The organism is Burkholderia sp. AW49-1 (assembly GCF_053427845.1).
Genome location: NZ_JBSAXF010000028.1, coordinates 26602 through 41803, shown reverse-complemented (window position 1 = coordinate 41803; position 15202 = coordinate 26602). Strand labels below are relative to the sequence as shown.

Annotated in this window: 15 protein-coding genes; 9 read left to right on the top strand and 6 right to left on the bottom strand. The window is 68.0% G+C overall.

The genetic code is table 11. From position 1 onward, the window contains the following. Positions 1-3 precede the first annotated feature (3 nt). From doeA to ehuR, 4 genes are all read right to left on the bottom strand, one after another. A complete protein-coding gene (doeA, locus tag ACV22W_RS28020; protein WP_448022727.1) occupies positions 4-1212 on the bottom strand; it encodes an ectoine hydrolase DoeA in 1209 nt (402 codons plus the stop codon). Between the two features lie 10 nt (positions 1213-1222). Then, entirely contained in the window at positions 1223-2227 is a 1005-nt protein-coding gene (locus ACV22W_RS28015) for a cyclodeaminase (protein WP_448022726.1), read from the bottom strand. A gap of 1 nt (position 2228) precedes the next feature. Further along, positions 2229-3200: a hydroxyectoine utilization dehydratase EutB gene (gene eutB / locus ACV22W_RS28010; protein WP_448022725.1), complete on the bottom strand. Its 972-nt coding sequence runs from the start codon at positions 3198-3200 to the stop codon at positions 2229-2231. 111 nt (positions 3201-3311) lie between these two features. Continuing rightward, positions 3312-4724, bottom strand: a complete 1413-nt coding sequence (gene ehuR / locus ACV22W_RS28005; RefSeq protein ID WP_448022724.1) for a MocR-like ectoine utilization transcription factor EhuR — start codon at positions 4722-4724, stop codon at positions 3312-3314. Positions 4725-5125: 401 nt separating this feature from the next. Here ehuR and ACV22W_RS28000 point away from each other — a divergent pair, with 401 nt between their 5' ends. From ACV22W_RS28000 to ACV22W_RS27965, 8 genes are all read left to right on the top strand, one after another. Continuing rightward, on the top strand, positions 5126-5605 hold the full coding sequence (locus ACV22W_RS28000; RefSeq protein ID WP_175911992.1) for a MarR family winged helix-turn-helix transcriptional regulator: 480 nt from the start codon (positions 5126-5128) through the stop codon (positions 5603-5605). After that, entirely contained in the window at positions 5602-7752 is a 2151-nt protein-coding gene (locus tag ACV22W_RS27995; protein WP_448022723.1) for an FUSC family protein, read from the top strand. Before ACV22W_RS28000 ends, ACV22W_RS27995 begins: the two co-directional genes overlap by 4 nt. A gap of 34 nt (positions 7753-7786) precedes the next feature. Then, on the top strand, positions 7787-7999 hold the full coding sequence (locus tag ACV22W_RS27990) for a DUF1656 domain-containing protein (RefSeq protein ID WP_044849171.1): 213 nt from the start codon (positions 7787-7789) through the stop codon (positions 7997-7999). A 2-nt stretch (positions 8000-8001) separates the two neighbouring features. After that, a complete protein-coding gene (locus tag ACV22W_RS27985; protein WP_448022722.1) occupies positions 8002-8955 on the top strand; it encodes an efflux RND transporter periplasmic adaptor subunit in 954 nt (317 codons plus the stop codon). Beyond that, positions 8952-10454 (top strand): efflux transporter outer membrane subunit, encoded by a 1503-nt coding sequence (locus ACV22W_RS27980; RefSeq protein WP_448022721.1) that lies wholly within the window; start codon positions 8952-8954, stop codon positions 10452-10454. The genes ACV22W_RS27985 and ACV22W_RS27980 overlap by 4 nt, the downstream gene beginning before the upstream one ends. Positions 10455-10632: 178 nt before the next feature. Beyond that, positions 10633-11058, top strand: coding sequence for a TOBE domain-containing protein (locus ACV22W_RS27975; protein WP_059690987.1), 426 nt, complete (start codon positions 10633-10635; stop codon positions 11056-11058). Positions 11059-11074: 16 nt separating this feature from the next. Next, positions 11075-11668: a nitrogen fixation protein NifQ gene (locus ACV22W_RS27970; protein ID WP_448022720.1), complete on the top strand. Its 594-nt coding sequence runs from the start codon at positions 11075-11077 to the stop codon at positions 11666-11668. 119 nt (positions 11669-11787) lie between these two features. Then, complete coding sequence (locus tag ACV22W_RS27965; RefSeq protein WP_448022719.1) at positions 11788-12153, top strand: bleomycin resistance protein; 366 nt, start codon at positions 11788-11790, stop codon at positions 12151-12153. A gap of 114 nt (positions 12154-12267) precedes the next feature. Here ACV22W_RS27965 and ACV22W_RS27960 read toward each other — a convergent pair whose 3' ends face one another. Next, on the bottom strand, positions 12268-13329 hold the full coding sequence (locus tag ACV22W_RS27960; RefSeq protein WP_059690984.1) for a DMT family transporter: 1062 nt from the start codon (positions 13327-13329) through the stop codon (positions 12268-12270). Between the two features lie 197 nt (positions 13330-13526). On the opposite strand from ACV22W_RS27960, the gene ACV22W_RS27955 reads away from it, so the two are divergent. Further along, positions 13527-13979, top strand: coding sequence for a hypothetical protein (locus ACV22W_RS27955; RefSeq protein ID WP_448022718.1), 453 nt, complete (start codon positions 13527-13529; stop codon positions 13977-13979). A gap of 141 nt (positions 13980-14120) precedes the next feature. Here the strand turns inward: ACV22W_RS27955 and ACV22W_RS27950 are convergent, their stop codons facing one another. Then, positions 14121-14780: a ProQ/FinO family protein gene (locus ACV22W_RS27950; RefSeq protein WP_448022751.1), complete on the bottom strand. Its 660-nt coding sequence runs from the start codon at positions 14778-14780 to the stop codon at positions 14121-14123. Positions 14781-15202: the final 422 nt, after the last annotated feature.

Genomic DNA, 15202 nt, shown 5'->3' with positions numbered 1-15202 from the left:
GCCCTACTCCTTCACGAACAGCTTGCGCGGCACGTTGCAGAACGTCTCCACACCGGTCTCGGTGATCAGGATGCTTTCGGTGATCTCCAGCCCCCAGTCGTCGAGCCAAAGGCCCGGCATGAAATGGAACGTCATGCCGGGTTCGAGCACCGTGCGATCGCCCGGGCGCAGGCTCATCGTGCGCTCGCCCCAGTCCGGCGGGTAGCTCGCGCCGATCGGGTAGCCGCAGCGGCTGTCCTTCTCGATGCCGGCACGGCGCAGGACCGCGAAAAACGCGTTCGCGATGTCTTCGCACACGTTGCCGGGCTTCGCGGCGGCGAGCCCCGCCTCGATCCCCTCGACTACCGCGCGCTCGCCTTCGACGAAGTGCGCGGGCGGCTTGCCGAGATAGACGGTGCGCGACAGCGGGCAGTGATAGCGGCGGTAGCAGCCCGCGATCTCGAAGAACGTGCCCGCGCCGCGCGCGAATGTCGTGTCGTCCCAAGTGAGATGCGGCGCGGCCGCGTCGGCGCCGGTCGGCAGCAGCGGCACGATCGCGGGATAGTCGCCGCCGAAGCCGTCCGCGCCGCCGATCCCGGTCGCATAGATCTGCGCGACGAGATCGCTCTTCTTCATGCCGGGCTCGATCGTGTCGACGATATGCGCATGCATGCGCTCGACGATCCGCGCAGCGACCCGCATGTACTCGATCTCGCGCGGCGACTTCACCGCGCGCTGCCAGTTCACGAGCGCCGTCGCATCGACCCAGCGCGCGGCCGGCAGATGCTTCTGCAGCGACGCATACGCCGCCGCGCTGAAGTAGTAGTTGTCGAGTTCGACGCCGATGCGCAACATGCTCCAACCGCGCGCGGCGATCACCTCGGTCGACAGGAAGTCCATCGGGTGGCGGGCCGTCGACTGCACGTAATGATCCGGATAGCCGACGATGTTGTCGTGCGCCATGAACACGGTGCGCTTCGCGCCGTTCGCGTCCTGGCCGCGGCCGTACCAGACGGGCTCGCCGTCCATCGGCAGCAGCACGCACTGGTGCACGTAGAACGACCAGCCGTCATAGCCGGTGAGCCAGGCCATGTTGGTCGGGTCGGTGACGATCAGCAGGTCGATGCCGGCCCGCTGCATGGCCGCGCGCGTCTTCGCGATGCGCGCGGCATACTCGCTGCGCTCGAACGCGAGGCGCGGCGCGGCTTCGTGGGTTTCGATGACTGCGGACATCTGTCTCCTCTCAAGTCGTGAGGTCGTTGTGAAAAGTCGTGCCCACCTCGGCCGCGCGGGCGCGCTGCAGCGCGAGCACGGCAATGGCGGTGTCCTGCGCGCCGGTGCCTGTCAGGTCGCAGATCGTGATGTCGTCGCGATGGGTGCGGCCCTCGCGCTGCCCGGCGATCACTTCGCCGAGTTCCGGAAACACCGCGTCGGGCGCGACCACACCGGCGGCGATCGCGTGCGCGAGTTCGCCAGCCGCACGGGTCTGCTGCAACCGGTCGCAGAAGTAGCGCGCCGCGCCGAACACCGACGGCGCGAGTTCGGTCTTGTAGTCGGCGTCCGAGCCCATCGCCGTCACGTGCAACCCCGGATGCAGATCCTCGGCGTGCACGAGCGGCTCTCGACTGGGAGTGGTCGTCACCGCGATGTCCGCGTCGGCGAGCGCCGCATGCACCGAGCGCGCGACAACCGCGTCGATCCCGTGCGCGGCACGCACGTCGGCCGCGAAGCGCGTGGCACGCTCGGCGTCGCGCGCCCAGACCGTCACGTGCGCGATATCGCGCACGAGCATCAGCGCGTCGAGCTGCAGCCGCGCCTGTTCGCCCGCGCCGATGATCGCCGCGCGGCGCGCATCGGCGCGCGCGAGCCGGCGCGCGGCCACCGCGCCGGCCGCCGCGGTGCGCACGGCGGTCAGGTAGCCGTTGTCGAGCAGCACGGCCTCGGTCAGGCCGGTGCGCGCGGACAGCACGAGCATCAGCCCGTTCAGGCTCGGCAGCCCGAGCGACGGGTTGTCGAAGAAGCCGGGACTGACCTTGATCGCGAAGCTGTCGAAGCGCGGCAGATACGCGGTCTTCACGTCGACCTCACCGTGTCGCGCCGGCAGCGCGAGATTGAGGATCGGCGGCATCGCGACCGCATCGGTCGCGAGCGACGCGAACGCGGCCTCGACCTGGTCGATCGCGGCGAGATCGAGCGGGACCAGTGCGCGCAGTTGCGCCTGCCCGAGCAGCGTGACGGGATGGGCCATGTCAGTTCTCCGAAACGAGCCGGCGATGCACGGCCATGTCGATGTTCGCGCCGCTGACGATCGCGACGATCGGACCGCCGCGATCGCGGTGCGCGATCCGTTCGTCCAGCAATGCGGCAATGCCGACCGCACCCGCGCCTTCCACGACCAGGCGCTCTTCGCGGTACGCATGTGCGATGCCGCGCGCGATCGCCGGCTCGTCGAGCAGCACGACGTCGTCGGCCAGCGCGCGCGTCATGTCGAACGTGTAGCGGTTGTCCAGGCCGATGCCGCCGCCGAGCGAATCGGCAAGCGTCGGCTGTTCATCGATGGCGACCGGTCGTCCGGCCGCGAGGCTCGCGTGCATCGCGGCGCCGCGCGCCATCGACACACCGATCACCTCGATCGCGGGCCGGATCGCCTTCGCGGCAAACGCGACGCCGCTGAACAATCCGCCGCCGGACAGCGGCACGACGAGCGTGCACGTATCGGGCAGCGCTTCGAGAATCTCGACGCCGATCGTCGCCTGCCCGGCGATGATGCGCGGATCGTCGAACGGCGGCACGTACGCGTAGCCTTCGTCGCGCACGAGGCGCCGCGCCGCGGCCTGCGCATCGTCCTGGCTGTCGCCGGCGATCACGACCCGCGCGCCGAGCGCGGCGACCGCGTCGACCTTGTTCGCCGGCACGAGCGACGACATGCAGACGGCGGCCTCGATGCCGAACGTGCGCGCCGCATGCGCGACCGCACGGCCGTGATTGCCGGTCGACGCGGTGACGACGCGCGTCACGCGCCGTGCCGCGAGTTCGGCGAGCGCGTTGGTCGCGCCGCGCAGCTTGAAGCTGCCGGTCGGCTGCAGCGTTTCGAGTTTGAGGTGAACGGAAGCGCCGACCCGCGCGGACAACGCGGCGGACGCGACGAGCGGCGTGACGCACGCATGCCCGGCGATGCATCGGCGCGCGCGGTAGACGTCGGACAGCGACAGGAGGGACATGGATCGCACGCCTCATCATTGATGATGTAGTGCGATCCAGTCTAATGTTCCAAATCGCGCTTTCGAATGTCCTGATACATTGTGCGTCGCTCGCACGACGCCCGCTTCGCTTCAGTGAAAGTCGTGCACGTGCGGATACTGCTCGAACACGCCCGCGATCGTCGCGAGCGCGGCGTTGCATGCGGCATCCGTCGTCTCCGCACCGATGCACACGCGCACCGCGTTCGGCCGCTCGGTGCCGCCGACGAGGAACGGATCGGGCGACGTCACGGCGATCTTGCGGGTCCGCAATTCGCGCACGAGCCGGTCGGCCTGCCAGTAGTCGGGCACGCGCAGCCACGCGGACAGCGCATTCGGATGCGCACCCAGCACATAGGGGCCGAGCGTGGCCTTCACCATGTCCTGGCGCACCGCGAGCCGTTGCCGCTGCAGTTCGACGAGCCGTCGCGCGGTGCCGTCCGCGATCCAGCGCGTCGCGATCTCCGCGATCGGTGACGTCGCCATCCAGCTGCTCACGCGCAGCACGCTCTCGACGCGCAGCGCGAGCCGCCTCGGCATCGCGAGATAGCCGGTGCGCAGCCCGGTCAGCACCGATTTCGTCATGCTCGTGCAGTAGAAGCCGAGGTCCGGAATCAGGCTCGCGATCGGCGTGGCCGTCTTCGCGGGCAGCGGGCCGTATACGTCGTCTTCGATCACGTACACGCCGTAGCGCGACGCGATGCGCGCGATCGACTTGCGGCGCGAATCGGACATCATCGATACCGTGGGGTTATTGAGGGTCGGCGTGCAGACGAGCGCACTGATTCGCTCGCCGTCGCACATTTCCTCGAAATGTTCGGGACGGATTCCGTGTTCGTCCATCTCGAGCCCCTTCAGCGTAAACCCGAGCACGTTCGCGGAGCCGATCACGCCGTGGTCGGTCAGACTCTCGCACAGCACGGTGTCGCCCGGCCCGACGATCGACGCGAGCGCGAGAAAGATGCCGTGCGCGGCACCGTTCGTGATCAGCAGCGATTCGGGATGGACCGGCAGATTCAGCGACGCAAGCCATGCGGCGCCGGCCTCGCGATGCGCATCGAGGCCGGCGATCGGCCGGAACGAGCGGATCCACGGCTGGTCGTCGGCATCGGCCAGCGCCGCGCAGACGGCCCGCCACGCGGCGTCGTGCTCCGGCGTGTGCACGATGCGCGCGATCGAGAAGTCGACCAGTTCGCGCTCGGCCGTATCGAGGATGTAGTTCGACATCGATTCGGTCACGCGCGCGGCCACGAAGCTGCCGCGTCCGACTTCGCAGCGGATCAGGCCCTGTCTTTCCAGTTCCTTGTACGCATTGGTGACGGTCTGAACGCTGACGCCGAGACTCGACGCCACGTCGCGCTGCGGCGCGAGCCGCACGCCCGGCGCGAGGGCGCCGCTTTCGATGTCGGCGGCGATCGCCTTCACGAGCCGCTTGTATTTCGACTCGATCCCGTGCACCGCGCCGATCGCGTCGTGCCAGCGCGCCGATACCTCGGTCCGTCCCATCTCGATGTCTCCGTCGTTGCTTCCGCATGGTCGCTCAGAAAGACACCCGGAGATTATTGTCCTAGTGCAATCGTGTGCGGAGCCAGGACAGTACGACGCGCATCGCGCGATCCCGGTCGGTCGGCACAGCCGGTACGCGATCGTCCGAATCGCATCTTTCTTACAACATCCCTACAACCCACACCTGACCGCCGACCCGCCACGTGCGATCGCCGCGTTCGATCCGGATTGCACGCGACACGTAAGGATCCGCCGCTCGCTTGCAAGTTGACAGCTTGACCAGCGCCGGACCGGCCGCCTAAATTGCTCGTTGCAGGTCTGCGCCCGGGCATGCGGCATGACATGCGAGTGACAAAAACGATAGTTTGCTATCGAATGTTTTTGCCCCTATCATCTCGCCCATGACCAATCTGCACGACCTCCGTCTCGCCGTCAGCAGCCTGCTGGTGCTCACCGCGCGCAAATGGCGCCGCACGAGCGACACCGTGCTGACCGCGTACAACGTGTCCGAAGCCTGTGCGACGCCGTTGCTGATTGCCGGCCGCCTCGGCGAAGGCGTGCGCCAGGGCACGCTCGCCGAACACGTCGGCATCGAGGGGCCATCGCTCGTGCGCCTGCTCGACCAGCTGTGCGCGGCCGGCCTCGCTCGCCGCGACGAGGATCCGCACGACCGCCGCGCGAAGACGATCTCGCTGACGGCTGCCGGCCGCGCGGTCACCGCCAAGATGGAGGAAGACCTGCGCGTGCTGCGCGCCCAGGTGCTCAAGGGCGTCACCCGTGCCGATCTCGAAGCGACGCTGCGCGTGTTGAACGCGTTCAACGCGGCTGACGTGCAGCATCCGGCGTCGCGTCCGTCTCACCCCGCCGATTCCGCGCCATGACCTATCCGAGCCTTCGCGACTGGCTGTTCTCGGGCAAGACGTTCGCCGCGTCGATGCTGGCGTTGTACCTCGGCCTGTATTTCCAGCTGCCGCGCCCTTACTGGGCAATGGCGAGCGTCTACATCGTGTCGAACCCGTTCGTCGGCGCGACGCGCTCGAAGGCGCTGTATCGCGCGCTCGGCACCGCGCTCGGCGCGGCCGCCGCGATCCTGTTCGTGCCGCCGTTCGTCGAGACGCCGCTCCTGTTCAGCATCATCGTCGCGACGTGGTGCGGCACGCTGCTCTACCTCGCGATCTCCGACCGCACCGCGCGCAGCTACGTGTTCATGCTCGCCGGCTACACGATGCCGCTGGTCGCGCTGCCGACGGTGACCGATCCGTCGACGATCTTCGACGTCGCGATCGCGCGGACCGAGGAAATCGTGCTCGGCATCGTGTGCGCGAGCGTGGTCGGCAGCGCCGCGTTCCCGAACCGCCTCGCGCCGACGCTGATCGAGCGCACCGACGCATGGTTCAAGGACGCGGCGTTCTACGGTCGCGAGACGCTGTCGGGGCACATCGCGGGCAAGGCGCTGTCGGCGTGCCGGCAACGCCTCGCCGCGACCATCACCGGCCTCGAATTCCTGCTGAGCCAGTTGAGCTACGACCATGCGCACCCGCGCGTGCTCGCCCGTGCGCAGGCGCTCGCGGGCCGCATGCAGCTGTTCCTGCCGCTGATGTCGTCGCTCGCCGATCCGCTGATCGCGCTGATGCGCGACCTGCACGTGCGGCCACCGGCACTCGACGCGCTGCTCGCCGACGCGGCAAAGTGGTTCGACGCGCCGCTGCCGGCCGTGAAGACCGGCACCGACGGCGACGTGGCCCACGATCCGGTCGCGGACAATCTGCGCGAGCGCATTGCGTCGCTGCAGCCGTCCGACAGCGCGCTCGCGAGCTGGGACGGCGCGCTGCTGTCGAACGCGCTGTGGCGGCTGCATCAGGTCATCGACATCTGGCAGGACTGCCGCTCGCTGCGCGCATTGATCGCGAACGAGTCGGGCGTCTGGCAGCCGCGTTTCCGGCACTGGCGGCTCGGCGGCACCGAACGCTTCTTCGATCGCGGGATGATGCTGTTCTCCACGCTCACCGTCGTGCTCGCAATCGTGGTCGCATGCTCGCTGTGGATCTCGTCAGGCTGGCACGACGGCGCCGCGGCCGTCACGCTCGTGGCCGTGTCGTGCAGCTTCTTCGCCGCGCTCGACGAACCGGCACCGCTGGTGTTCAAGTTCTTCCTGTCGACGGCCGCGAGCGTCGTGTTCGCCGGGCTGTACCTGTTCGTCGTGCTGCCGCACGTGCACGACTTCCCGATGCTCGTACTGATGTTCGCGGGGCCGTTCATCCTGATCGGCACGCTGCTGCCGCGCCCGCAGTTCAACATGGTGACGATGCTCGTCGCGGTGAACACCGCGACCTTCATCAGCATCCAGAGCGCGTACGACGCCGATTTCTTCGTGTTCCTGAACAGCAACCTCGCGGGCGTCGCCGGGCTGCTGTTCGCGTACGTCTGGACGCGCGCGACGCGTCCGTTCGGCGCGGAACTCGCGGTGCGGCGCCTGCTGCGTTCGGGCTGGGAAGACGTCGCACGCTCCGCATCGACGCAGCCGCTCGACGACCAGCGCAACCACGCATCGCGCATGCTCGATCGCGTCACGCAACTGCTGCCGCGCCTCGGCGCGTCGGACGACCACCGCCATCCGTCGATCGAGAGCTTCCGCGACCTGCGCATCGCGCTGAACGCGCTCGACCTGCGCCGCTCGCGCCGCAAGCTGACGGGCGACGTGCCCGACGCGATCGACCGCGTGCTGGCCGGCGTCACCGATCACTACACGCGCTGCGCGGCCGCGAATGCGCGACAGCCTGCACCGCCGGCGCTGCTCGCATCGATCGACGACGCGCTGCAGCGCGTGGCCGGCCGCAACCTGCCCGGCACGGCCGCCGCATCGGCGGGCGACGGCACGACGCACGACGCTCCCGCAGCGCCGACCACGCCCGCGACACACCGCCGGCTGCGCGACACGCTGCACGCGCTCGTCGGCCTGCGCCTGTCGCTGTACCCGGCCGCGTCCGGGCAGCCGCCGCACGCCGCACCGGACGGAGCGCCCGCATGATCCCGCTTTCCAACCTGTCTTTCCGACCGCGACCATGATCGGCGAAATCGACATCTTCGGCGTATTCGTGCCGGCTCCGCTCGTGCTGATGCTGATCGCCTATCTGATCAACATCGTCGTGCGCGCGCTGCTCGAACGCGTCGGCTTTTACCGCCTCGTCTGGCACCGTTCGATCTTCGACCTCGGCATCTACGTGTTCGTGCTTGCCGCGGTCGTCATCGTGTCTCACCATCTCGTGGCTAGCTAACCGTGAAAAAAACCTGGCTCTCGGCAGGGCAGATCCTGCTCACCCTGATCGTCGTCGTCGTGGCCGCCCTCGTACTGTGGCGGATCATCAACTACTACATGTTCTCGCCGTGGACACGCGACGGCCACGTGCGCGCCGACGTGATCCAGGTCGCGCCCGACGTGTCGGGGCTCATCACCGCGGTGCAGGTCGCCGACAACCAGGAGGTGAAGCGCGGCCAGGTGCTGTTCGTGATCGACCAGGCCCGCTACACGCTCGCGGAGCGCCTGGCCGAAGCGACGCTCGCGCAGCGTCGCGCGACGCTCGCTCAGGCGAAGCGCGAATATGCGCGCAACCTGCAGCTCGGCAACCTGGTCGCCAGCGAGCAGGTCGAGGAAAGCCGCACGCGCGTCGAACAGGGCGAAGCCGCCGCCGCCGATGCACAGGTGTCGCTCGACACCGCGAAGCTCAATTTGCAGCGCACGACGATCGTGAGCCCCGTCGACGGCTACCTGAACGACCGCGCGCCGCGCGTCGGCGAATACGTACCGGCCGGCCGCGCGGTGCTGTCGGTGGTCGATCGCAACTCGTTCCGCGTCGACGGCTACTTCGAGGAAACCAAGCTGCGCGGCATCCATATCGGCCAGCCGGTCGACATCGTCGTGATGGGCGAGCCGCATCCGCTGCGCGGCCATGTACAGAGCATCGTCGCTGCGATCGAGGATCGTGACCGCACACAGGGCGCGAACCTGCTGCCGAACGTGAACCCCGCATTCAGCTGGGTGCGGCTCGCGCAGCGCGTGCCGGTGCGCGTCGTGCTCGACGAGGTGCCCGACGACTTCCGGATGATCGCCGGCCGCACCGCGACCGTCGCGGTGCGCACCGACACGCGCCGCGACGACAATGCGAAGCCGGCCGCCGGCGCGTCCGCGGCATCCGCACCCGCGACCGTCAGCGCGACGGGAGCATCGCAATGAAGCGGCACGGCCTGCGCCTCGCGGCGGCACTCGCGCCGCTCGCGCTCGCACTCGGCGCGTGCAAATCCGTCGGCCCCGACTACAAGCTGCCGCAGCAGGCATACGTGAATGCGCCGCTCGCGAACCACGCGCTCGACGACGCGAACGGCACGCTCGTGTCGCGCGACGCAGTGCCCGGCAACTGGTGGCAGCTGTACGACGATCCCGTGCTCGACGAACTCGTGCGCAGTGCGCTGAAATCGAACACCGACCTGCGCGTCGCCGCGGCCAACCTCGCGCGTTCGCGCGCAGCGCTGGAAGTCGCGAACGAACAGGGCGGCTTCTCCGGCAGCGCGGAAGCAGCCGTGCAGCGCGCGCAGGAATCGGCCGAACAATATCTGCTCGAAAACAAGTTGCCGGTCGTGAACGAAGGCGCGGTCGGCATCAGCGTGTCATACGAGCTCGATCTGTTCGGCAAGCTGCGGCGCGGGGTCGAGGCCGCGCGCGCGGACAGCGAAGCCGTGCAAGCGGCCGCCGACCTCGCGCGCATCACCGTCGTCGCGGACGTCGTGCGTGCATACGTCGAATCGTGCTCCGCCGGCGACGAACTCGCGATCGCGAAGCAGTCGCTCGCGCTGCAGCAGCAGCGCGTGAAGCTGTCGCAGCGCCTGCGCGATGCGGGACGCGGTAACCAGACCGACGTTACGCGCGGCGTCACGCAGGTACGCACGCTCGCGGCCGACATCCCGCGCTTCGAAGGCCGCCGCAAGATCGCGCAATACCAGCTCGCCGCGCTGCTCGCGCGTTCGCCCGCCGACCTGCCGAAGGCGGTCGCCGAATGCGAGCGCCTGCCGAAGCTGCGCCAGCCGATTCCGATCGGCGACGGCGCAGCGCTGCTGCGCCGCCGTCCCGACGTCCGCGAAGCCGAGCGTCAGCTCGCCGCCTCGACCGCACGGATCGGCGTCGCGACCGCCGCGCTGTATCCGTCGATCAGCATCGGCGCGTCCGCCGGGTCGGTCGGCGTCGCCGCCGATCTGTTTTCGTCCACTACGAATCGCTGGTCGTTCGGACCGCTGATCAGCTGGTCGTTCCCGGTCAACGGCCAGCGCGCGCGCGTGCGCGAAGCCGAGGCGGCGACCGGCGGCGCGCTCGCGCACTTCGACGGCGTCGTGCTGAACGCGCTGCGCGAGACGCAGTCGAGCCTCGCGACCTATGCGGCCGACGTGCAGCGCACCGACGCGCTGCGTACGGCCTACGAATCGGCGCGCAGTTCCGCTGACGAAACGCATCGGCTGTATACGGCCGGTCGCGAGTCGTTCATTTCGGATCTCGATGCGACACGCACGCTGACGAGCGTGCGTGCGCAGGTCGCCGCGGCCGAAGGTCAGGTTGCCGCAGACCAGGTGAAGTTGTTCCTCGCGCTCGGCGGCGGCTGGGAAGGCGATGCAACGGCCGCTGCGGCGCAGCAGACGTCGACGGCGGGCACGCCGGCTGCTGCGTCGGCCGCTGCGAAGCAGTAAGCGCGCGCGGCACGGCGTGTACGACACGCCTGCCGTCGCGCAGCATCGTGCGCCGTTTCGCATGTCCGGTATGTCGATGCCCACGTCGCGCTTGACTTGCATTGCCGGTAAACTCGTCCGCGGTTTCCGCCGTTCGCTCGTCGCCCGCCGGGCGGCCCCCCTTTCCTGGAGAGTCATCATGCGCACCAGCGCCCGTAATCAATTCGCCGGCCAGATCAGCGCCGTCAAGCCCGGTGCCGTCAACGACGAAATCACGCTGCGTACCCAGGACGGCCTCGACATCGTCGCCGTGATCACGCATGGCAGCGTGGCATCGCTCGGCCTCGCGGCCGGCGCGAAGGCCTTCGCGCTCGTCAAGGCATCGTCGGTGATCGTGATGGTCGACGTGGACGGCAGCAAGGTGTCGGCGCGCAACTGTGTCGCGGGTACCGTGTCGTCGATCGCGAAGGGCGCGGTCAATTCGGAAGTCGTGATCAAGGCCGCAGGCGGCGCCGAGATCGTCGCGATCGTCACCAACGACAGCGTCGATCGTCTCGGCCTTGCGAGCGGCAAAGCCGCGTCCGCGCTGTTCAAGGCATCGAGCGTGATCGTCGGGGTCGAGTGATTCTCCGGTGATTGCAATGACGACGTCCGCGCTCGAGCATGCGCATCGACGCATATTGCAAGCGCTGCTGTCCGGCGCGGCCGACACCGATTCTCCGGATGCACGTCTGTTCGGTGAACTCATTGCGGCACGCGCATGCCGCAACGAACTCGCGCTGCTCGGCCTGTCTCCCGCCCGGCTGAACGGCCTGCTTGCCCGCCGGTTTCCGCGCCTGAGTTCCGCCGATGCGGCGGCGCTCGCGCCGACGGCCACCATCGCACCGCTGCCGGCCGCGCACGCGCAATTCGTCGCGACGCTACATGCGCTGTTGATGCGGGATGCACATCCCGCCGTCGCGCACGACGATGCCGACTGCGTCGCTGCAATCATCGCGCATGCGTGCCTGCGCCCCGATCACCTGTGGCGCGATCTTGGCCTTGACGGACGCGACGCGGTAACCGCGATGCTCGATCGCTATTTCCCCGCGCTTGCCGCACGCAATGTCGCGCAACTGCGCTGGAAGAAATTCCTCGCCCAGGAAGTGGCCGCATCGCTCGGCCTGCCGCCCGGGCCCGCGCCCGGATGCCCGGGCTGCGAGGATTTCGGATTCTGCTTCCCCCCGGGACGATAACCGCGACGGCGGCCTGCGCAGCTTGTCGGTGCGCATCATTTGACCGATGATGCGCGACATCCCGTCTGCGCGTTTTCCCGCGCGTTCGTTCGACCGCAACGCTCACTGGAGAACCAGCCTTGACCGACTTTGCGAGTCCCAATCTGCCGTCGCGCGATTTCGAAGCCACGTCGCTGTTCTACGCGAAGCTCGGGTTCGTCGAAACCTGGCGCGACGACGGCTGGATGATCCTGAGACGCGGCGATCTGCTGCTCGAATTCTTCCCGCATCCCGCTCTCGACCCGGCCACGAGCTGGTTCAGCTGCTGTTTCCGGCTCGGCAACGTCGATGCGTTTTTCGATGAAGTGCTCGCCGCCGGCATTCCGGAACGGACGACCGGCTGGCCACGCGCGCATCGGCCGAAGCGCGAGGCATGGGGCGGCACCGTCGGCGCGCTGATCGACCCGGACGGGTCGTTGATCCGGTTGATTCAGACGGAAGATTGAGTCGCAATCGAACGACGTCGACGCGACCCCGCGGGCACCCGATAACGTCCCCATAAACAGCTACTTTGCGATGCGCATTGCATGCCGCGCGCGTCGTTCTCCTTTGCCGCGCAATCAGTGCCGATGGCGGTGATGAATGTCCGGGAAATGCGCGTGACTGTGCGTGATCGGCAAGTGCACGTGCGGATGCGTGTGCGGTTCATCACCGTCATACGGAAAATCATGCGTGTGCTGATGATGTTCGTCATGCCGATGCCGGTGCGTATGCTCGAGTCGTTCATGCGCGTGCTCGTGTTCGTGCCGTTCGCGCACGTGCAGCCAGATGCCGAGCGCCATCAACGCGGCCGCGATCCAGAACGTGACGGACGGCAGCGCCGGCCAGATCAGCAGCGACAGCACGACGCCGAACAGCGGCGCCACCGAAAAATACGCGCCCGTGCGCGCACTGCCGAGATGGCGCAGCGCCACGACGAACAACACAAGACTGATCCCGTAGCCGCCGAGGCCGGTCAGCATCGCGGCGGCCGCGGCCGGAATGGCGGGCAGTGCCGCGCCGGTCGCGAGCGCGATACCGATGTTCACGGGCCCGGCGACCAGGCCCTTCGCGCACGCGATGACCATCGCATCGTTCGCGGCGACCTTGCGGGTCAGGTTGTTGTCGATCGCCCAGCACAGGCATGCGCCGGCAATCAGCAACGCGCCGACCGGCACACCCGCGCGCCCCGGCCCCCACGACAGCAGCGTGCCGCCGGCGACGATCGCGACCATGCCGAGAAACACCTGGAGATCCACGTTCTCGCGAAACACGACCCACGCGATGACCGCCGTCAGCACGCCTTCGAGATTGAGCAGCAGCGCACTTGTCGCAGCCGGTGTGCTCGACAGTCCGAGCATCAGCAGCGCCGGACCCGCGACGCCGCCGGCCGCGATCGCGCCGGCGAGCCACGGCAGGTCCGAGCGTTGCAGCGGCGCGGCGTTCTCGGCCGGCGCGCGGCGGCGGCGCAGCCCGCGCAACAGGATTCCGACGCCGAGGCCGATTCCGCTGCCGAGATAGAACAGGCCGGCGACCATGAACGGCGACATCGCGCCGATCAGTGCCTTGGCGAGCGGCGTCGCGGCGCCGAACAGCGCGGCAGCCGTGAGCGCGACGAGAATCGCGGAATGTCTCGGGTTCATGATGCGGTCTTTGCGTAGCGCGTTGTGCGTATGAAATCGGCAAGCTTCGTGTGACGCGGTGACGCGTACGCCTTGCCGGTGCCTTTCAGTTTCGGGGAATGTTGTGGGAGTTGCGCTGGCTTTCAGGTACCTGTCGCGTCATGCGCTGCCGGTAACGTGCCGGGCCGACGATTCGTGCCGAGGAGATTATCGCGTGTATGTCACGGCTCGCCAACCGACGGGCGAGCACCCGTGCGGTGCGTCCGTACATCGCCCTGCGGTTTCTCGAATACGACCGCACGTCGCGTCTGACACCGGCTCACGCGCGACATATTCGCGTGTATGCGCATCCGGGATTCATCTGCAATCCATCTACATTAGGAAAACGAATTATCTGGATAACGCATGAGCGGGTGGATGTGGGCCACCAACACGATGACGCACGCGTCGACCATCCGCGCACGCGCATCGATGCGCAGTCGCGCGCGACGCCCGACTGCGCAACGTTCGCAGGGTTGCGGCACAACTGCGAATTCATGATGCACGCCGACCCTTATCCATGTCGCCATGCTTGCCCGTGTGACAGATGCCTTGCGCACACGGCGGCCGACGACACGCTTTCGTCGTCAGTTCGATGGTCGTTCGATGGTCGTTCGATGGTCGTTCGATGAGGATGGGAGTGAGGCTGGCGGCGCCGCCAGCGGAGGCAGTCCCGACTTGCCCCGGGGGACAGGTCGGTCTGTCATGTGATGCACTGCATGCGCGGTGCAGGCAGGTCGTCACCGCGCGGTCGCGCGGCGACACATCGCGTGTTACTCGCTCGCGGCCGTTTGCTGCTCGGGCTGCGGTGCTGCGTCGGCCGGTGCTTCCCCGGCTGCCGGCTGCTGCGCGGCGGCGTCGGCCTGCGCTTCTGCCTTCGGCTGCTGCGGTGCCCCCTTCGCCGCTTGCGCGCCGCCCTTGTTGCCCGGACGGCGCGACTTCAGCCGGCGCGCACGCGCCGCGTCGTCGTGCGTCACGCGCCCCGCTTCGTTACCTTGCAGATCGACCCGCACCGCGTCTTCGACGAGACACGACCAGTAACGATTGCCGCGGCACCACGTGGACATCGCCTCGCGCAGCTCGGCCTCGCTCAGGCCGACGGCTTGCGCCTCGCGAGCGAGGTCGTCCCAGATACCGACCTTCAGCGGCACCTTCGGCGCCGGATTCTTCGGGAACGCGCGTGGGAAGCGGCGCTGCAGTTTGCCGATCGCGACGATGACCGGATCGACCGGCGTCGACGGCTTCGCCGAAGCGGGCTTCGCGCCGGATGACGCTTTGGCCCCGGCACCCGATTTGGCCCCACGAGCGGGCCGGTCGCCGGACTTCGGCTTCGCGCCTGCGTCCGGTTGCGTAGCCGGTCGCTTCGCGTTGCGCTCCTGCTTGGCCTTTGCTGCGAGCTGCGCCCGCAATTCGGCAAGTTGTTCAAAACCCATAAATTCAATCCACCAGGAATATAAGGTGTGGTTCGTGCAGCCATTCCGCACATCGGCGTTCGCCGCATCGCCTGCGGCTCGTCTGCCACCGACGCGGATCATTGCGGGGCCGCATCGCCACCACCACTGTTTCAGGCACCCGGCCACGATGCCGGATAAAGGCAGGAGTGGAAGTATACCGGTACGCGCGGCAGTCGGTTGACTCACCGGTTCGCATTTGACGGATCCGGGGGAGCGGCAATTCGTCCGCGCGGTCGTGTTGCGCATTATGGCGGCGTTTTCGCGGTGAATCGACACTTGCGTTACGTAGTGTCGCTACTGGCACTTTCGGCCTCAACGCGCCAGCCACGCGGTGCATCGATTACTCCACAATGCGAAATGAAGAGCAATGGTACGGATAGCGAAGACGTCAGATTCCGCCG